Genomic DNA, 20,487 nt, shown 5'->3' with positions numbered 1-20,487 from the left:
ACTTGTTTAAATGCTAATTCAAACCATTAAAGATACCTTATCTGATTTGCAAAATGTTTTAGGCCAATTGGATAATTCAATTTATGTGCAACCCTGTGCTGCGCTGAGTCAGTCAACCATTGGAGCACATACGCGTCATATCATTGAAATGTTTCAATGTTTGATTGACCACTATCCTTCTGGTGTAGTGGATTATGATTTGCGAAAACGAGATCTTCGCATTCAAACGGAATTGGAAATGGCGCAATGGAGTCTTCAAGAAATAGCCAATCAGCTAGGTTTACCCAATAAATCCTTACTTTTGAAACAAACCTTCGAAGGTAAAGCGCTTTCAATAGCCACTAATTTTCACCGCGAATTGTTATACAATTTAGAACATTGTATTCATCACGAGGCGCTTATAAAAGTAGCCCTTTTAGAATTTCAAGCGGTTGAAGTTGATGATTCGTTTGGTGTTGCCCGTTCCACAATAGCCTATCGTAAACAATGTGCACAGTAAGTTTTTTTTACTCTCAAGGAAAAGTGGTCATTACCTCAAATCGTGATGAGAAAACCATTCGCGAACTAGCGATTCCTCCGCAACATTATTTGTTGCAACAGAAAAAATTATTCTTCCCAAAAGATGCAAAAGCAGGAGGGACGTGGTTTGTGGTCGATGCTCATTCGAATGTGGGCGTACTTTTAAACGGTGCCCAACAGCAACATGAAAGTTTGGGGAATTATCGAAAAAGTAGGGGGTTGATTGTGTTGGATATCATGATTGGAATATCCCCATTGGCGCAATGGGAAGTAATCGAATTAAATGCAATCGAGCCCTTCACTTTTGTTTTGTACGAAAAACAGCAATTGTTTCAACTGCAATGGGATGGCATTCAAAAGTCGACAACGGAATTAGATCCGACACAACCTCATATTTGGTCCTCGGCTACTTTATATTCTAACGAGATTCGAGACTTGCGTAAACAATGGTTTGCCAATTATCTAAGCACTCAAGAAGCATTTGAACCGGAAGATTTATTCCATTTCCATCGGTTTACTGAGCCTGATAACAACCATCATGGATTGGTCATTAATCGGGAAGAAAACTATAAAACGGTGAGTATTACACAAGTCGTTTTAGATAAAAACAGAGTGCAAATGGAATATGCCGATTTAATCACGGATACCGTTAATCATCATAATTTCATTTCGATTTAAACCTATAAATTCATGCGACTATTTCTACATAAGCTTTTCCATTGGGAATATTGGCCGTTTCAAGTCCTCTATATTCCTGTTTATTTTCAATGGTTGTATTTTGCTTTTCGTTCGCGCTCTTTTTTTTATTTCAATGCGTGTAATCCTTCTTTGCAAAATGGTGGTTTTTTTATGGAGAGTAAAAAATCGATTTATGATTTAATTCCTAGCCAATATTATCCCCAAACTGTATTAATTTCAGAGAATACTTCTTGGGAGAACCTCGAAATCAAATTTAAAAATTCGCCCCTGCAATTTCCATTAATTGCCAAACCTGATATTGGGTTACGGGGAGCTTCGGTAAAGAAAATTTTAAATTGTCAAGAATTAAAATCCTATCACGAAAAGGCAAACTTTGATTTTTTATTGCAAGAATGTATTCCTTACGAAAATGAGATTGGACTTTTTTATGTTCGGTATCCCCAAGAAAAGCAAGGACGAATAACAGGCATAGTTGCCAAAGAGTTTTTATCCATTGTAGGTGATGGGAAATCCAGTATCGCTACATTGTTAGCCCAAAATCCAAGATTTGCGATTCAATTACCTGTTTTGCAAAAAGAATACGGAAGCCAATTGGATGCTATTTTACCTTTGGGTGAATCACAAACATTGGTTCCCATTGGCAATCATGCGCGAGGGGCAAAGTTTTTGGATTATAGCGATCGCATCACGCCAGAATTGACACAAACTTTTGATGGGATTTGTCGTCAAATCGATGGTTTTTATTTTGGTCGATTGGACATCATGTTTGATAATTGGATAGATTTAGCAAAAGGACAACAGTTTAAAATCGTTGAGTTAAACGGCGCGGCGAGTGAGCCCACGCATATTTATGATCCCCGGCATTCGCTCTTTTTTGCTTGGAAAGAATTGTTTCGTCATCAAAAAATGATGTTTGAAATCAGTCGATTAAATCATAAAAAAGGTCATTCTTTTTTGAGTTTTAAAAAAGGAATGGAACAGTATCGACTCCATCAACAACATAGTTTGAAAATATTTGCATCTTGAAACAAGTCCTAAAGCACGGCATGATTGGTTTCGGGGTGAGTTTTGTGGGGTCACTTCCGTTGGGTTATCTCAATTTGTTGGGATTCCAATTTTTACTGCACGAGGGTTGGTTGGCGACCATTCAGTATTTGATGGGCGTACTAGGGATTGAGTTAATTGTAATTTATGTTACCCTAATGTTTGTCAATGTATTGGCTCAAAATCAACGTTTAATGAAAAGAATTGCTTTCTTCGCAATGCTTTTTATGCTAGGAATGGCCTTGCTTTTCTTTTTCAGTACATTAGAAAAAAGAACAGTTCCTTTAATTATTTATGGTTCGCCATTGCTCACAGGGTTGGTTTGCAGTGCCTTAAATGTGGCACAAATTCCGTTTTGGACGGGATGGAATTTGAATTTACTTGCCTCGGAAAGAATTCAACTACAAGGGAAGTTTACCTTTAGTTATATAGCGGGTTGTGGAATAGGAACTTTTTTAGGGATGATTTCTTTGATTTTTTTGCTTAATCATGCAGTTGCTACACTCGATTCACTTCAGTATTATTTATCTAAAATAGTAATGCCGCTACTTTTTTGTGGCTTAGCGATTTTTCAAGTGATTCGTTTGTACCGGATGCGTTCTGTTTAGCTGAACTTGTGTTTTTGGCTATATTTGTCTAAAAAAAACTATGAACATCATCATCACAGGAACTTCGCGCGGAATTGGGTTACAATTAGCATTGCAATGTGCCAATAACGGCCATCAGGTATTGGCTTTGTCGCGAAAAGTTCCGCAAGAGTTAATGGAAAACCCAAATGTTACTTGTTTCGCTTTGGATTTAACGATTGAAGATGATCTGAATCAAGTGGCTGAATTTTTGGCTTCCACTTGGAAACACGTTGATCGTATCGTACACAATGCCGGAAGTTTGGTCAACAAACCTTTTGAGCAATTGCGTTTGGATGATTTTGAACGCGTTTATAAAGTGAATGTTTTTGGTGTAGCTTTATTGACACAAGTTTGTTTGCCCTACATGCAAGCGGGCAGCCATGTAGTGAGTGTGAGTTCGATGGGCGGCATTCAAGGCAGTATGAAGTTTCCTGGATTGGCGGCATACAGTTCGAGCAAAGGCGCCATAATCACCTTATCAGAATTATTAGCAGAAGAATACAAAGAGCGCGGCATTGCTTTTAATGTGTTGGCTTTGGGCGCGGTACAAACCGAAATGTTGGAAGAAGCTTTTCCGGGGTATCAAGCCCCTGTTACTGCCACTCAAATGGCCGATTATATTTACGATTTTACCTTAAAAGGGAATGCTTTTCATAACGGGAAGATTATACAGGTTTCGTCCTCTACTCCCTAAATTGAGTGATGAGATATGAGTGATGAATTATGAGTTGAATGTACAGTTGTTAAAAATGAAATTAATATATAAGCCATGAAGAATAGTGTAATTGCAGAAAAAAGCTTTCAGTTAGCCTTGAAAGGCGTACAGTTTTATCAACAAGTATTACAAACTAATAGAGATTTTGTAACGGAGCGACAGTTTTTGAGGTCGATTACTTCTGTTGGTGCTAATGTGCGAGAAGCCCAAAATGCTCAGTCGAAATTAGATTTTATTCATAAGCTTCATATTGCTCAAAAAGAATGTGCAGAAACGCAATATTGGTTAGAATTAATGGTAGCAACTCAACGTATAACTGAAGTTCAATTTGATTGTTTAAATAAGGATTGTGAAGAAGTTTTTCGGATATTGCGAAGCATTATTTTAACAACAAGACGAAATTTGAAACTCGACTCAACGTACAATTCATAACTCATAATTCATAATTTTATTCTTGGAAGTCCTCGCTAAATACCTCCCCGAACACGCTGTGATGCCTTGTTTTGAGTTAATCAAAGCCAATGCGGTGCATTTGAAAATCGTGAATGAACGGCAAACGCGGCATGGCGATTACCGAAAAGCGTTGAATGGTAAGCATGAAATTACGGTAAATGCGAGTTTGAATAAATACCGTTTTTTGATTACGCTTGTGCATGAGATTGCCCATTTGGTGGCGTTTGAGCAATATGGGAGGCAGATTAAACCCCATGGAGTGGAGTGGAAAATGACGTTTCAGCGGTTGATGGTGCCGTTTATTCGTCCAGAAATTTTTCCACATTCGGTGTTGCCTTTGGTGGCCCAACATTTTCGAAATCCTACCGCATCCAGTGATACCGATGCCCGATTAGCCTTTGCCTTAAAACAATTTGACGAACGGAAGTCGGATGTGTATTTCATCCATGAAGTTCCCAATGGTGCTTATTTTAGAATAAAAAATGGCAAAGTGTTTCAAAAACAAGGGTTACGTGTCAAGCGCTACATTTGCCAAGAAGTCGCATCGGGTAAATTGTTTTTGTTTAATGCTAATGCTGAGGTCGAAATAGTACCGGGCGGATAAATCCTACTATTATTTCATCTTTTTATAATCTTATTTATACATATCCTACTGGGATTAAATATATTTGCAGTCATGGTCCAAGTAGGACAGTAGCATATTTTTTTACATGAATTCCAATTATTACGCAATATTAATGGCTGGCGGAGTAGGTTCGCGCTTTTGGCCGGTGAGTACTTCCGATTTTCCAAAGCAGTTTCACGACATGTTAGGGTCGGGGGAGACGTTGATTCAAAAAACCTTTAGTCGTTTGTCAAAATTAATTCCGGAAGAGAATATTTTGATTTTGACCAATGAGCGTTACAATCACATAGTGTTGGAACAGTTGCCACAAGTAAAACCGGAACAAGTTGTTTTGGAGCCAGCGATGCGTAACACGGCGCCTTGTATTTTGTATGCTTCTTTAAAGATTCAGAAGCAAAATCCGAATGCAGTTATGGTGGTGGCACCAAGCGATCATTGGATTGAAGATGAACATGCGTTTACCCAAAATTTGCAACAGTGTTTTGATTTTTGCGAAAAAGAAAATGCATTGATGACATTGGGAATTCAGCCAACATTCCCGAATACCGGTTTTGGGTATATTGAGTACAATAAAGCAGATTCAAATGCGGTTAAAAAAGTGAATCAATTTCGCGAAAAACCCGACTATGAGACGGCAAAGCATTTTTTAGAACAAGGGAATTTCTTGTGGAATGGCGGAATTTTTATTTGGAGTGTGCAAGCGATTACAGTTGCATTTGAACATTTTCAACCCGCTATGAATGCCTTGTTTTTACAAGGTGAATCGATATACAATACCTCTGGGGAAGCCTCTTTTATTCAAGAAAATTATCCCCAAGCTGAAAATATTTCTATTGATTATGCCATTTTAGAAAAGGCAAGTAATGTATATGTTTTGCCAGCCACTTTTGACTGGAATGACTTAGGTACGTGGGGCTCGTTGCATGAAAAATTGGATAAAGACGATCAAAATAATGCCGTTGTGAATGCTACAGTGATTTTGGAAAATGCATCCAATAATATTATTCGTGCTGAAGGTAAGAAATTGGTTATTGTTGATGGCTTGGACGATTTTATCATTGTCGATAAAGACGATGTGTTGTTGATTTATCCAAAAGGTAAGGAACAAGATATCAAGCGTATTACTTCGATAGCTCAGAATTTATAAAATTGTTTTGTTGCGTTTTTTTAGTTTGTGATTTAAACATTTCAATGAGTATTTGAGGGGATAAATTGAATTTAATTCTTTATTTTTAGAATCTTAAAATAAAGAACGTCAATGCCATTCAAAAAATATCAACGCGGATTAGTACTATTTTTTTTCTTCTGTTTTTTTACAGTCAAAGGGCAGCTTACGAATTTTACATTCTCAGTGACTCCGACCAATGAAACCTGTACGGGTAATGGTTCGCTCGCTTTTTCAGTAGCCAATACAACTGCAGGCGCTACAATTACCTATGCGATCTATTTACTGCCCAACAGTACAACACCCATTGCAACAACAAGTTTACCCACCTATGGCGGATTAAGTGCGGGGAATTATCAAGTAATCGCTACACAAACACTCGGATTGTTATCGAATACCCAAAGTGCATTAGTTCAAATAAACAGTTTGATTACTACGATTACTTATCAATTAAATGGACAGCAAGTAAATTGTGTCAATGCGAATTTGACAGTTCAGGTAATTACCGGTACTCCTGTGAGTTATGAAATTATTTCAGGACCCCAAATTTTTCCACCTCAAGCGTCAAATTATTTCCCCAATTTAGGGCCAGGCACTTACACCATTCGCGTGAATGATGCTTGTGGAGACGGCGTTTCACAAACCTATACGGTCAATTATTCCAATCCACCTAACTTAAATATTGGTCAGTTTACACCCAGTTGTGAGCTTACTGTATGTAATCGCATTCAAGGAGATTTACACATTTTTTCTTCCATCCCAAATTCCGCTATCCGCTATCCATTGGTAGTTCAATCCATTGCTATTCCACCCGGTGGGGGCAATCCCGTAACCTATAGCCAAACCATAACAAGTGGAGGAGCTTTTGATGGGAATATTGCTGTTCAAGTCCCTTTTTATCACGGTCAGAGTTACAACTATTCCTTTTCCATAACGGATGCTTGTGGAAATGTGTATACGAGTTCGACTGCATTTTTAAATCAATCTTTTACAGTAAGTGTTACAACAAATAATGTGGGGTGTTTACGAAATTTAAAATTAGAGGCTTGCACCTATAAACTGCCTTTACAAGTAGCCTTTTTATCGGCTCCAACGGGTTTTAATCCGACGAATTTCAACGCGACACATCCTGGACCGTTCATGACTTCTACCATATCCTATACTTCAACTGCATCGAATAGTTTGCCGGTTGGTGCCTATACCATTCAAATCACAGATGCTTGTGGGAGAGTGAGTACAGTTACAACGAATGTTTTGTCGGCAGAGCCGGGGTTTTTATTGTCTCCCAGTACTCAAGATTGTGCCTCGGTTTATAATTATACAATGCCATTGGGAAATGGGACACAAGTGGCTCAAGTTATTGTAGTCAATGCCCCGCCGGCCTATTCCACCAATTTGCCGCTAAATGTCAGTTCACAAATTGTGTCGGGTTCCATTAATTTGGCTTTGCCCAGTGGTAATTACACTATAACTGGAACAGATGTTTGTGGGAATCCGTTTTCGTATTCCTTTTTTATTCCTCCTATTAGTCCGAATGTAACTGTCGATCCGATTAACTTAAGCGGTTGTGGAAATACGGGTATTGGTACGATTCGTTTTTTAGCGCAAGGCACCCAATTGCAATCCATAATTTTAACGAGTACTACTTCGAATTTTCCGAATCCTTTGCCTTTTGATTTTTCGAATTCTATTGTTCAACCACCTGGGACTAGTGCTTTGTTGTTTTCAATGCCTTTTGGTAGTTATACATTTACGGTTACGGATACCTGTGGAAATACCTATCAACGTGTAGTTGATTTAAATTTGGCGATTGATACTAGTCCGAATAATTTGTTTCAGTTGTCCGGTTGTGGTGTAGGATTCGGTTCTATAAAGTTGGTTTCTCCTAATGGAATCATTACTTCAGCTTCGATAACAGCGGCACCATCCAGTTTTAATTTCCCGTTGCCCTATAGTTTAAATTCGGCCATTGATTTGAGTGGGCGAATAGTGGTTAATAATTTACCCGAGGGACTTTATACAATTCAGACTGTGGATGCCTGTGGTGTAGAACGAATAGAAGATATACCAGTTCTAGGTTTTCATTTTCAAGAACAAATCCAAGTGCTACCTGCTTGTAATTCGTTTTCATTGGATCTAGTGTATACGGACAATAATTACTCCGTTCACAAATTTTGGCTACAAAAATGGAATCCGCAAACATCGGTTTGGGAACATCCGATTACGGGATTTGATTATGTAAATGGGAATATTCCAGATGTTTTGAATTCCTATTTATTGACTATGGGTATAAATAATAACATTGCTAGTGAAGGGCATTTCCGAATTTTAACCGTTTATGAAACCTTTAATCCATCCAGTTTTGTTAATTTACTTTGTGTTCAACCGATAAAAGAATTTGATTTTTCTGATGTAGTCTCCATAGATACTGCTTTTTCTATTGTTTGTCCAAATGCAGGGACACAAGTTGTAGTTATCGCTAATGGTATTCCGCCATTGCATTATTCAATCACCGCTATTAATGGTAATCCAGTTGTAATAGATAACGGGACAGATAATGTTTTTAGTGGTTTAGCACAAGGCTTATACAATTTTACGGTCGTTGATAATTGTGGAAATGTGGTCAATCGCGATTTTGATATTGGGTTACTGACACAACCGAGTATTACAGGGCAATCTTTTTGTGAGGGGCAAGTGGGACAATTGTCAATTGATCTTGTAAATTCATATACCTATCAATGGTGGAATGCAGCCAACCCGAGTGTGATTTTAAGTACATCTAATGTATTGACGTTTTCACCTTTTTCGAGTAGTACTTCACCCGGAACCTATATTGTGCAAATGCAAGCCAATACTGGCTCGTCTTGTACCAATCTTCAATATTCCTATGTAATTCCGTCCAATCCGAATCCCGATGCTGGCGATGATGGACAAATTGCCTACTGTACTGCCGTGGGAACAATCGATTTGTTTTCCATCTTACAGGGTAACTTTACGACCAATGGCCAATGGACAACCACATCCACTTCGGGAGTATTGACGGGGAATTTATGGGATGCAACCAATGCGCCGTTTGGAATTTATGTGTTTGAATATCGCGTGGATGGATTGTGTGGGGCTTTTGATACTGCGCAAGTAAGTATCGAACTTAAAGCACCGATTCCCGATTTAAATTTGATGAATATAATGGAAGTGTGTTCGAATACTGCCGTACAATTGAACGCCCCCTTTATTTCTAATGCGACTTATTCTTGGACTGGCCCCAATGGATTTACTTCATCTTTGCAAGAACCAATTTTCCCTGCTGTTTCTGTAAATGATTCGGGAATGTATGTGTTAACAGTGATTCGGGAAGGTTGTCAAAAAACAGGTACAATACAGTTGCAAGTTAATGCTTTGCCTGAATTTACCATCGAACAAGGATGTAACGGAGGACGCTATAAAATTGAAGTTATCCCGATCAATAATTCCTTTGATCCTATGGCCGTAACCTATCAATGGTCAGGACCTTCAGGATTTTCAGCAGCAGTAAATCCATTGTTGTTGGCCCAAGTTTCACCAGGATTGTATACAATATCGGTTGAAGATGCTTCGGGTTGTGTGACGAATTTGTCGGTGCCACTTTCTGCCATTATTTGTGATATTCCTAATGTAATTACTCCCAATCAAGATGGCGCCAATGATAGTTTTGATTTGGTTGGATTTGAGGTCAATCGACTTGAAATATTCAATCGATGGGGAAGGAAAGTTTATGATAAAGCGGATTACATTAACGAATGGCATGGGCAAAATCAGCAGGGAGAATTGTTGCCCGATGGTGTTTATTATTATCTTTTAGAATTCCGAGATGGGCAAAACAAGAAGGGTTGGATTGCAGTTATAGGAAACTAAAGATTGTTATTTTTTGAAAAAGACAATGTAAGTTATTATTTACAAATAAGTTAACTTTTACTTATTTTATTCGTATATTTGAGTATAAAAAATCTGTATATGCCCCAACGTTTACATAATTATTTAGTCATGGTTTGTTTTTTATTGTTTTGGAACAAAGGAAATAGCCAGTTGACAACTTTTGTGTTTACGGTAAATACAATTTCTGAAACCTGTTCAGGTAATGGCTCAATGGAGTTTGTTGTGAGTAATACCACTGCGGGAGCTACTTTTTCATTTGCGATTTATCAATTACCCAATACAACTACTCCAATAGCGGTAACGGGACAGAGTAATTTTACCGGACTTGCAGCTGGAAGCTATTTGGTTGTGGCTACACAAATTTTTGGCAATTTATCCAATACACAACAGGTGTTTACAACTATTGGGAATCAATTAAATCCCCTTGCTTATACATTGCAGATCAATAGAAATGGTTGTTTCAATGGTGATGTAACGGTGAATGTTACCTCTGGAGCACCTGTAACGTATGAGTTAATTTCAGGGCCACTAACTATTCCTCCTCAAACTTCCAATAGTTTTATTAATTTACCTCCGGGTGTGTATAATGTACGTGTAGTCGATAATTGTGGCGAAGGATTGGTTCAGTCATTTACCATTAATTTTGAAAATCCACCCAATATTAAATTTTTAAGTTTTACGACTGAATGTGAGTTGGTGACTTGCGATGTGATTTCAGGTCAACTGCATGTTGAAACTTTGACGGATTTAGATTTTTTTCGTTATCCTTTGACTGTAGAAACAATTGTTTTGGATCCTAACAATGGAACTACAATTACAACCACAACAACCGTTGCCACTGGGGATGATCATGATTTGTTTATACCCATTCAGATGCCGTTTTACAATAATCAAGCCTACCAATATTCATTTGTAATTACAGACGCTTGTGGTATAGTACATCAATCGGTAAATTATATTTTAAACACCAAGTTAACGGCAACATTTGCCCAAGTCTTTGATGGCTGTTCCCCTTCTTTAAGTGTTAACGTGTGTAATTTTAAACCCCCTTATACCCTTGAGTTTTTGCAAGCACCTGCGGGTTTTAATCCTGTTTTATTTAACAGTACTCATCCAGGTCCTTTTACAGATTCAAGTGTGGTTTATGCTTCTAATACTTCGAATAATATTCCTTTAGGGGATTATACCATTCGTGTGACAGACGCCTGTGGTCGGGTAGATATTAAGTCATTAAACGTGCATTATATTGTTCCCTCCTTTACCAATACCCTTAATGTGGTAAACTGTCAAACAATGGCAGATTTTAACTTGGATTTGGGAACCAACGCTCCGGGCGGAACTGTTATAGTAACAGTAGCTCCGCCAGCATTTACTCCAACATTGCCTTTGGATTTATCGGCATTTATTGTTGGGGGCTATTTGAATGCCAGTTTACCGGCTGGAGAATATACATTTACAGGAGTTAATAGTTGTGGGGTCTCTTTTTCATTTTCATTTCAAATTTCAACTATAATTCCAAGTGTTGGCGCTTTTCCTTTGAATTTAAACGGATGTGGGAGTCAAGGAATTGGTGATGTAAAAATAACGATTGAACCCAGTGCCACACTACAAACCATCCAATTGGTTAGTGCGCCACCAAATTACCCAAATCCATTACCTTTTGATTATTCCTCTACAATTCAACTTCCCGATGCGATAATCGCACAAATTGATGATGTGCCTTTTGGAACGTATACCTTTATCATTACAGATAATTGTGGGAATAGTACAACAAGGATTGTAACTTTAAGTACAGCGGTTTATACGGGGCCTTCATTACATACAGAGTTAACGGGTTGTGGTGAAGGTTATGTATCTGTTAAGTTGTCTACGCCAAACATTCAATATGTTTCTTGCGAAATTGTAGTTGCTCCTAGTACTTACACTTTTCCATTGCCACACAATTTAAATGCGGGTATTGCATCAAGTGGAACGATTTATTTAAATGACATTCCAGAAGGTGATTACATCATAAGAACTGTTGATCAATGCGGAATTTTACGAGAAGAAAATTTTCACTTTATTGGCTATCATTATAATGAACAATGCGTAATTATTCCGCAATGCAACTCATTTTCATTGGTATTGCAAGTCACTGATAATAATCCAACACCGCATCATTATTGGTTACAGAAATGGAATCCTACTCTTGGACAATGGACTCATCCGTTGACAGGTGTTGTCTATACTACTGGAACAAATCCTACGTCTATTAATTCGCTTGCATTGGTTTTTGGATTAAATCCCAATATTATGTCAGAAGGCCATTTTCGTGTGGTTTCCGTTTTTGAATATTATAATTTTGGAGTAATCTCGAATAAGAAATGCTACCAAACTGTCAAAGAGTTTGATTATACGGATGAATTATTTATTATAAATGCTATCGGAGTAAATTGTTTGAATGCCAATTCTGTAGTGAAAATTTTTGCACAAGGCATTCCTCCACTTGAGTATTCGATTACTTCATTTAATGGGACTCCTTTTGTTTTTAGTAATGGGACCAATAATGAGTTTGTCGGATTGCAACCCGGAATTTATAATTTCACGGTGGAAGATAGCTGTGGAAATATTGTGAACAGGGATTATGACATCACTCAATTGAATCCTCCATCGATAACGGCTCAAAATTTGTGTGAAGGTCAGGCCGCTCAATTGAGTATTGACCTGTTGAGTTTTTATACCTACAAATGGTGGAAAACAACGGATCCCTCTAACATATTGAGTACGTCTCATGTCTTAAATTTAAATCCGTTTACCAACGCAACCACACCTGGGACCTATGTTGTTGAATTAAATACCACCGTCCCAAACACCTGTACAGCGCAGCAATTTACCTATGTTGTAAATCCTATCATATTGCCATATGCAGGTAATGATACCGTAGTAGAATTTTGTGATGCTGTAACAACACTTGATTTAGCAACGCTTTTGCAAGGTAATTACGATGCCGGTGGAAATTGGAATCAAGTGGTGCCAGGCGGTAATTTGACAGGTGCAAATTGGGATGCTACTGGAGTAACTCATGGGACGTATGTTTTTACCTATCAGGTTGCAGGCGTTTGTAATACCTTAGATGAAGCGCAACTAACACTAATTCTCAAAGAACCTATACCGGATTTAGTTGGAACCGATTTTATCGAAGTCTGTTCAGGTACCCCCGTTGCATTTACAATGACAGCAGTACCCAACGCTAATTACCTATGGACGGGTCCCAATGGATTTTCATCAGTAGTTCAAGAACCCAGTTTTTCGACGACTTCACCTTTAGATTCGGGAATATATCAATTAGTAGTTACGCGAAATGGTTGTCAAAAAACAACATCCGTTGAATTGGTCGTTCATGCTTTGCCCGAATTTACGTTAGTTCAAGGCTGTTTTGGTGGACAATACAAAGTGGAATTGCTACCGCTTAATAATTCGTTTGATCCGACTACGGCCAACTACAATTGGACAGGTCCAACAGGTTTTTCCTCAACAGATAATCCAATTTTCTTGCAACAACAACCTGCAGGAAATTATTCGGTGACGGTAACGGATAATAACGGATGCACCGCAAATTTGCCATTTGAAATCACGTCTACAATGTGTGATTTTCCCAATATAATCACGCCCAATAACGATGGAAATAACGATACTTTTGATTTGACGGGATTTGATGTGAAGTTACTCGAAATTTACAACCGATGGGGTCGTAAGGTATATGATAAATCAAATTACTTAAATGAGTGGCAAGGACAAAATCAACAAGGCGGAACTTTACCTGATGGTGTCTATTATTACTTGATTACATTACGGGATGGGCAAAGTAAAAACGGATGGGTGATGGTAAATAGAGGAAATTAGATATCTTCTTTATTCTGAGATTTTCTGATTTTTTTAAACAAATTTGACGAGTACACAAAATCGGTAACGGCCTCATTATCCGTTTTAAAAATATCTTTTTTAGTCCCTTCCCAAGCTAAAATCCCTTCTTTAAGAAATACAATTTTATCCCCAATTTCCATAACGGAATTCATGTCGTGTGTATTAATTACGGTCGTAATGTTGTATTCAACAGTAATTTCATGAATCAAATTATCAATAACAATCGAAGTTTTAGGGTCCAATCCTGAATTGGGTTCGTCACAAAACAAATACCGCGGATTGTTTACTATCGCTCGGGCTATAGCGACCCGTTTTTGCATCCCTCCCGAAAGTTCGGAGGGTTTTTTATGGTGTGCATTAACAAGATTGACACGATCAATTACAAAATCAACGCGCTCCTTAATTTCGGCTGGTGTTTTTTGGGTAAACATTTTCAAGGGAAAGGCCACATTTTCTTCAACCGTCATGCTGTCAAATAAAGCACTTCCTTGAAAAACCATTCCGATTTCGGTTCGTAATTCCCGGCGTTCGTCCGAATCCATTTGAGATAAAACCCGACCATCAAAAGAGATTATGCCAGAATCAGGGGTGTGTATTCCCAATAAAGATTTTAATAATACCGTTTTCCCCGAACCGCTTTGTCCAATAATTAAATTGGTTTTTCCTGTATCAAAAGTGGTCGTAATCCCTTTTAATACTTTGGCAGTGCCAAATGATTTTTCAACGTTGCGAACTTCGATCATGCCAAAAGTAATTGGGTTAAAATATAATTGGATAAAATCACCACTACTGATGTCCAAACAAACGAAACGGTACTTGCCTTACCCACTTCTAATGCGCCACCTTTCATATAATAGCCATGGTAGGAGGGAATAGTTGCTAATAAAAAGGCAAACATGATTGTTTTTATAAACGCATACGCAATATGAAACGGTATAAATTCGGTTTGAATTCCTTGAATGAACTGCGCACTGGTTGTAAATCCGCCATAAACGCCGCCCATCCAACCGCCAAGAATTCCCAGAAACATAGAAATACCAATAACAAAAGGATACAGGATTAAGGCGACCATTTTAGGAAAAACCAAGTAGTTTAGTGAATTCACCCCCATTACTTCTAAGGCATCAATTTGCTCGGTAACCCGCATTGTTCCAATACTTGAAGTAATAAATGACCCCATTTTACCCGCCATGATAATGGAGATAAAGGTGGGTGCAAATTCTAAAATTACCGATTGACGGGTAGCAAAACCAATAAGGTATTTTGGAATAAGAGGATTGGTTAAATTAAGGGCCGTTTGGATGGAAACTACACCTCCCACAAAAAAGGAAATAAAGCAAACAATGCCCAACGAATCAATAACTAAGTCATCGATTTCTTTAAAAATTAATCCGCGCATCACCGACCATTTGGTAGGTTTTACGAATACTTCTCGTATCATCAAAAAGTAGCGACCGATATGGGTAAGATAGCGCAGTAAAATCATAATAAAGAATATGCGCAAAAGTAGGGCTTATTTTTGAATACAGCAATGCATTAACATTCCAACAATCACGCAATGGATCTTAGGAAAACAATTTGGCTTTCATTTTTTGCCAACGGTAATTGCGGATGAATCGGGCTTGTTCAGGAGTCACTAAAAGCGCTTTTTGTTCGCGTTTCGCTTTCCAAAATCCGTTTAAATAATCCAATAGGAGCAAGGGTTTCTTTTTGCGCATTGCCAATTTGAGCGAAGCAATGGCGGTAATCCAAAATCCATAGCCCAATGTATAAAATGCTTCTCCTTGCTTATAGCGTGCCGCTTGATTGTAACTCGCGCCGGTTGGTTTTAAATGTTTTACTTTTAATGAAGGGTCTGTTTTGATTTTCCATCCATAAAATTGGCACAACAGTTCGTCCACCGTATCCCAACCCATGTGAGGCCGCAATCCACCAATTTGAAAATAGGCTTCTTTTCGATAAGCTTTGAGCGCGCCGCGAATATGGTCTTTGTCGGTTAAATTTTCAAGTACCCATTCCCCGTTTTTTTCGATGTAACAAAATCCGCCCGCCATGCCAATGGTTGAGTCGGATTTAAAATGACCGATTATTTTTTCAAAATAATTAGAGGGAAAAATCAGATCGGCATCTACTTTCACCAATATGTCATAATCGGAAATACAGTATTTTTCGCCTTCGTGAAACGCTTGAATGACTTTACTGCCCGGTAAATGGATGGCATCCGATTGCTTATGTACTTGACTTATATACGGATAATTGGCCACAAATTCATCTACAATTTTTCCGGTTTGATCGGTCGAATTGTCATTCACTACAATAATTTGGGTGGGCGTCACCGTTTGATTCACCAAAGAGTCTAGAGTGAGCCGAATGAATGCCTCTTCATTGTAGGTCGGAATAATGATAGAATATTTCATGGATAACTATTGGTTTACAAAAGTAACATTTCAATATAAAAAAAAGGATTTCCTTTTGGGAAATCCTTTAAAGATATAGACTAGTTTAAGGGGTTACTGAATTAATCGGCATCAGCGATTTGCGATGTTTTCTTTTTTTCAAAAGCTTCGATGTTGTCGTATACTACAGGGATAACTTCTTTTCCTGTTTTGTCGATGAAACCTAATTTTTCTTTGCGGTCTTTCACCAAAGCCCAGTTTTTACGAACATCGTCAAATTTGGCAACATCCACATATTTCACAGGAACTACAATGTTTCCATCACGGTCGATAAAGCCTTTCAAGCCTTGTGCTTCAACCATGGCCCACTCTTTGGAGAATTCACCAAAAGAACCAATTTTGTCATAGATTGGGGGAACCACTTCTTTTCCTGCAGCGTTCATGAATCCAAATTTGCCATCTTTTTCAATTAATGACCATCCTTGATTGTAAACATCATAGTTGCCAACCGATTGGTATTTGGTTTCCACCACGATTTTACCATTTTTATCCACGAATCCGAAAAGTCCGTTGGATTCAATTTTGGCCCAATTCACATGAAGTTTATCGTATTCTTCAATAGAAGTGTACTTTGGTGGAACAATTTCAATTCCGGTTTCACTGATGATACCAAATTTTTCATCGGATTTAACAATGAATAATTTTTGTGCAAATGCAGTTGATACTGCCATAGTCAATGTTAGGGTAACTAATTTTTTCATAATTAATAGTAGATTTAGAGTTGAGTTTAACTTCGGGTCAAACATACGGCAACGCTCGACAAAGTGACAAAAAAAATCGATGAAATGCATAAAATTGCCCAAAAATGACCTAAAAAGCAAGTAAAAGATTACAAAACAGCTATTGCAATAAACAAATGGATTCCGTTAAGATTTTGGAGATAAAATAATCAGATCGGATAAATTGTAAGAAAAATTGATAAAAATGTAAGAATTTAAGATTCTTGATTGCTTTTAAAAAGGAGAAATGACTCTTTTGAATAAAAAAATCATCCCGAAGGATGATTTAGTAAGCACTTTTAATTATTTAATTCGTTCAGCATACACCAAATAATAGCGCGGAGTAATCCAACGCAATAATGGGCGTATCCCAATTTTTTTTACAGGATGAGTAAATTGGATACGGTCTACAATTTTGAATCCTGTTTTTTCTAATAACCAATCCAATTGCCAATCTTCGAATTCGTGATAATGGCGGTCCCACATATCCGTTTTACTGCGGTAAGCAGGTGAGAACCATAAACGAAGTGGAATTGAAATCAATACTTTGTCTGCCTTTACATTTTGCAAAACCGTGTATGGGTTTAATAAATGCTCGAAGATTTCAAAAGCAGTAAACACATCGTATTCGTTATTTTTCAATGCGCTTGTATCGTTATCGATGTCTTCACCTGTAGTGTTTTGTACCAAATATCCCTGTTCTTCCATGATTTTAGAAAACGGATTGGGTACACCCAAATCAAAAATGCGTTCGTGGGTACCAATATGTTTTTTTAAAAATTCCAATGTAATGCGGAATCGTTTGGAAGGGTATGTTTTCTCGTACATGAAATGAAGCTTCAGGATTTATTTTGAAGCGGGACAAAATTATAAATAAATTTGTATAATGGCACGTGTTCCCTTTGGGTTTCCTAGTTCATCCATTAAATCAATGTATTCCAACAACGGCTTTGTAGTATTTCCATTGGCTAACAATTCTAAACGCTGGGCAATGGAATTGGTGGAATACGAGTTATGGTTGTTTTTGTTTTTAATTTTTGCAGCGGCTTCACGCCCAATGCCATTGTCCTCAATGGTACATTGTAAAATGGTTTCTTCTTCATTTAGGGCAAAATCAATGACTACTTTTTTCAACCCTTTTTGATGCAAAAGACCATGTTTGATGCTGTTTTCAACAAAGGGTTGAATGAGCATGGGTGGGAGTTCTGTGTATTCTTCGTCTATATTTTCTTCAACAGTAATCGTATATTCAAAATCACTGTCAAAACGCATTTTTTCAAGTTCGAGGTATTTGGTTAACACTTCAACCTCTGTAGACAAGGGGATTTTCTTTTTACCTGAAATGCTCAAAATTTGACGGGTCAGATACGTGAAATTCCCCATTTGTTCATTGGCTATTTTTTTATCGCCAAACATAAATTGTTCTTGAATTGAATTGAGCGCATTGAATATGAAATGTGGATTCATCTGACTTTTCAATGCTTTCAATTCGCTTTCAGAAGCTTTTTTCTCGGCGAGTAATGTTTTTTGGGTTTCTTCTAGGGAGATTTGTAACAACTCATTTTGCTTTTTCACCTTGTAGCGTTTGAACAACAAATAAGCAACTGTAATCAACGTGATAATTCCAATAATTAAAAACCAAACTAAAGATTTATTGCGTTGGTTTTCTAAATCGGTGATTTTTTGTTGTTGGGTAAGTGCTCTAATTCGCGCTTCTTTTTTCTCAGTTTCATATTGAGTACTTATTTCGGTAATAGTTTTCTGTTTTTCGGCATTGTTTACACTATCATTAACAGCAATAAAGTCAAGTGCAGTATTGTAAGCTTTTACATAGGATCCTGTTTTGCCCAAATAGGTATGGAGCAATTGAGTACTATGAAGCAAAGAGTTTTGATCATTTATTTTTTTACAAATGGCCACTGCTTTTTCCATAAATTGTATTGCTTTTACAGTATTTTTTTGGAGCCAATAGATTTCGCCAATATTTTTGTAAATCTGACCTAAAAAATTGGTAAAACCATTTTTTTCAGATAGCTGCATTGAAGATAGAAGATACGGCAATGCTTCATTCTGTTGATGGTCTCGAATCAATTCTTCACCAATATTACTCTCTGACAGAGCAATACCAAACGCTATATTTAACTTTTTGCAAATGTCTAATGTTTGTAAATGCACTTGAATTGCAGCTTTGTGATTACCCAATGAGGAATAGGTCATTCCCATATTAGTTAAAATTGCCGCACGATTTTGTGAAACTTTAGCGCCGGTTTTTTGGAGCAATTGATCGGCCTCTTTAAACAATTGAAGGGCTTGACGTGCCCGGTTGGTACGGGTATAAATGCTGGCCACATTACTTTTACCAATGATGATGTTTTTATCATCTTTGTCTTTTTCTGCGGCCGCCAGAGCTTTAGTATAATAAAACAACCCTTTATCATAAATTGCTTGTTGGTAATAATAATTTCCTAAGCAATTCAATGCTCTGATTTTTCCCAAGCGATAGTTGATTTTTTGAGATAGCAATAATGCTTTTTGAGCGGTGCTTTTATTTGTTGTGTCGTTCGAAAATACATTGTTGACACAATAGTCAATCATCATTTCGACTTTTGTAGTATCTTCCTTTTTGTAGTTAGCTATGGATTGCAACGTTATGGGTTGTTTTTGAGCAACACAGCAATAACTCAATAACAGCAAAAAAAGTAATCTCATACACTAATCCCTCCAATAAATTCATCAAAATCCGATTTCTTTTCACGCGCCACAGGTATTACTTTTTGGTTTTCAAAAATTAATGTGGCCCCTTCTTTTTTGCTGTATTTGTTCACTCTTAAAACATTAACCAAAAAAGAGCGATGTACTCTATAGAAACGAGAATCATTACTTAATAGCTCATCAAATTCTTTCACTTTTTTGCAGACCAAATATTTTTCTTTGGTCGTAATAACATGGGTGTAAGAACCATCGGCTTCAAAATAGAGAATATCTTCTAAGCGAACAAAATGCAATCCATCATTCAAGGGTAAAGCAATTTTTTGCAATTGATTCACCGAAATATTGTCCTTTAGTACAGCAACTCTCTCTATGATTTGATTTTGACCGTGGGTTTTAATCGCTTTTTCTACGGCTTGTTGTAGTTTTGAAATGCTTACGGGCTTTAAAAGATAGTCTACTGCTGAAACTTCAAAAGCTTGTAAAGCATATTCAGAATAGGCTGTACAAAAAATCGTTTCAAAAGGTGGTTTGTCAAAGTAATCAAATAGTGCAAATCCATTTTCAATAGGCATTTCGATATCTAGAAATACCAAATCGGGTTGCTTTTTATTAATGCTTTTTACCGCTTCAGATACGCTCCCAGCTTCTTCTATAATTTCGATACCAGTACAGTATTCGGCGATGAGGTTGCGCAGCATCGATCGAGCTTTTATTTCATCATCAACGATTAGGGCTTTCATGGGTTTGATTTAGCTTTCAAAAATAATCTTTTTAGAAACATTTTACACCTACTGTTTTTACCATTTATAAAGTGAAAACTACCATTCATGGAGTTAAATTGTTTTGTTGATTCAATTTATGTAGTGGTAGTTTTTGTTTGTGTTGAATGTGTCAAAAAAACAGTTGCAAAAGATGCCCTACGGATTTGTAGATTAC

At 37.4% G+C, this 20,487-nt stretch carries 17 protein-coding genes; 10 read left to right on the top strand and 7 right to left on the bottom strand.

Annotated elements, in window-relative coordinates:
- Positions 1-10: 10 nt before the first annotated feature.
- From EQG61_RS11000 to EQG61_RS10955, 10 genes are all read left to right on the top strand, one after another.
- Entirely contained in the window at positions 11-499 is a 489-nt protein-coding gene (locus EQG61_RS11000) for a DinB family protein (RefSeq protein ID WP_129461990.1), read from the top strand.
- Positions 487-1,197: an NRDE family protein gene (locus EQG61_RS10995; RefSeq protein WP_129461989.1), complete on the top strand. Its 711-nt coding sequence runs from the start codon at positions 487-489 to the stop codon at positions 1,195-1,197. Before EQG61_RS11000 ends, EQG61_RS10995 begins: the two co-directional genes overlap by 13 nt.
- Before the next feature lie 12 nt (positions 1,198-1,209).
- Positions 1,210-2,244, top strand: coding sequence for an ATP-grasp domain-containing protein (locus EQG61_RS10990; RefSeq protein WP_129461988.1), 1,035 nt, complete (start codon positions 1,210-1,212; stop codon positions 2,242-2,244).
- On the top strand, positions 2,241-2,870 hold the full coding sequence (locus tag EQG61_RS10985; RefSeq protein WP_129461987.1) for a hypothetical protein: 630 nt from the start codon (positions 2,241-2,243) through the stop codon (positions 2,868-2,870). Before EQG61_RS10990 ends, EQG61_RS10985 begins: the two co-directional genes overlap by 4 nt.
- 40 nt (positions 2,871-2,910) lie before the next feature.
- Positions 2,911-3,585, top strand: coding sequence for an SDR family NAD(P)-dependent oxidoreductase (locus EQG61_RS10980; RefSeq protein WP_129461986.1), 675 nt, complete (start codon positions 2,911-2,913; stop codon positions 3,583-3,585).
- A gap of 75 nt (positions 3,586-3,660) precedes the next feature.
- Positions 3,661-4,038, top strand: coding sequence for a four helix bundle protein (locus EQG61_RS10975; RefSeq protein ID WP_129461985.1), 378 nt, complete (start codon positions 3,661-3,663; stop codon positions 4,036-4,038).
- A gap of 61 nt (positions 4,039-4,099) precedes the next feature.
- Positions 4,100-4,663 (top strand): SprT-like domain-containing protein, encoded by a 564-nt coding sequence (locus tag EQG61_RS10970; RefSeq protein ID WP_129462022.1) that lies wholly within the window; start codon positions 4,100-4,102, stop codon positions 4,661-4,663.
- A gap of 106 nt (positions 4,664-4,769) precedes the next feature.
- Positions 4,770-5,831 (top strand): mannose-1-phosphate guanylyltransferase, encoded by a 1,062-nt coding sequence (locus EQG61_RS10965; protein WP_129461984.1) that lies wholly within the window; start codon positions 4,770-4,772, stop codon positions 5,829-5,831.
- Between the two features lie 111 nt (positions 5,832-5,942).
- The gene (locus tag EQG61_RS10960) at positions 5,943-9,740 is read left to right on the top strand and encodes a gliding motility-associated C-terminal domain-containing protein (RefSeq protein WP_129461983.1); all 3,798 of its coding nucleotides are present in this window, start codon (positions 5,943-5,945) and stop codon (positions 9,738-9,740) included.
- A 99-nt stretch (positions 9,741-9,839) separates the two neighbouring features.
- Positions 9,840-13,643 carry a gliding motility-associated C-terminal domain-containing protein gene (locus EQG61_RS10955; protein WP_129461982.1) on the top strand — a complete coding sequence of 1,268 codons (3,804 nt, stop codon included), beginning with the start codon at positions 9,840-9,842 and terminating at the stop codon, positions 13,641-13,643.
- On the opposite strand, the gene EQG61_RS10950 is transcribed toward EQG61_RS10955, so the two are convergent.
- The 7 genes from EQG61_RS10950 to EQG61_RS10920 all read right to left on the bottom strand — a co-directional run bounded on the left by EQG61_RS10950 (position 13,640) and on the right by EQG61_RS10920 (position 20,291).
- Complete coding sequence (locus tag EQG61_RS10950) at positions 13,640-14,407, bottom strand: ABC transporter ATP-binding protein (RefSeq protein ID WP_129461981.1); 768 nt, start codon at positions 14,405-14,407, stop codon at positions 13,640-13,642. The two genes, EQG61_RS10955 and EQG61_RS10950, sit on opposite strands and share 4 nt — an antisense overlap.
- A complete protein-coding gene (locus EQG61_RS10945) occupies positions 14,404-15,150 on the bottom strand; it encodes an MlaE family ABC transporter permease (protein ID WP_129461980.1) in 747 nt (248 codons plus the stop codon). Before EQG61_RS10945 ends, EQG61_RS10950 begins: the two co-directional genes overlap by 4 nt.
- A 79-nt stretch (positions 15,151-15,229) precedes the next feature.
- A complete protein-coding gene (locus EQG61_RS10940; protein WP_129461979.1) occupies positions 15,230-16,081 on the bottom strand; it encodes a glycosyltransferase in 852 nt (283 codons plus the stop codon).
- 101 nt (positions 16,082-16,182) lie between these two features.
- Complete coding sequence (locus EQG61_RS10935; protein ID WP_164974928.1) at positions 16,183-16,821, bottom strand: WG repeat-containing protein; 639 nt, start codon at positions 16,819-16,821, stop codon at positions 16,183-16,185.
- Positions 16,822-17,142: 321 nt separating this feature from the next.
- Positions 17,143-17,667, bottom strand: coding sequence for a class I SAM-dependent methyltransferase (locus EQG61_RS10930; RefSeq protein ID WP_129461977.1), 525 nt, complete (start codon positions 17,665-17,667; stop codon positions 17,143-17,145).
- A 39-nt stretch (positions 17,668-17,706) separates the two neighbouring features.
- Complete coding sequence (locus EQG61_RS10925) at positions 17,707-19,548, bottom strand: tetratricopeptide repeat-containing sensor histidine kinase (protein ID WP_129461976.1); 1,842 nt, start codon at positions 19,546-19,548, stop codon at positions 17,707-17,709.
- Entirely contained in the window at positions 19,545-20,291 is a 747-nt protein-coding gene (locus tag EQG61_RS10920) for a LytR/AlgR family response regulator transcription factor (protein ID WP_129461975.1), read from the bottom strand. Before EQG61_RS10920 ends, EQG61_RS10925 begins: the two co-directional genes overlap by 4 nt.
- Positions 20,292-20,487 lie beyond the last annotated feature (196 nt).

Origin of the sequence: Flavobacterium stagni, assembly GCF_004122105.1 — a bacterium.
Lineage (GTDB): Bacteria > Bacteroidota > Bacteroidia > Flavobacteriales > Flavobacteriaceae > Flavobacterium > Flavobacterium stagni.
This window is presented reverse-complemented; position numbering and strand designations above follow the sequence as displayed.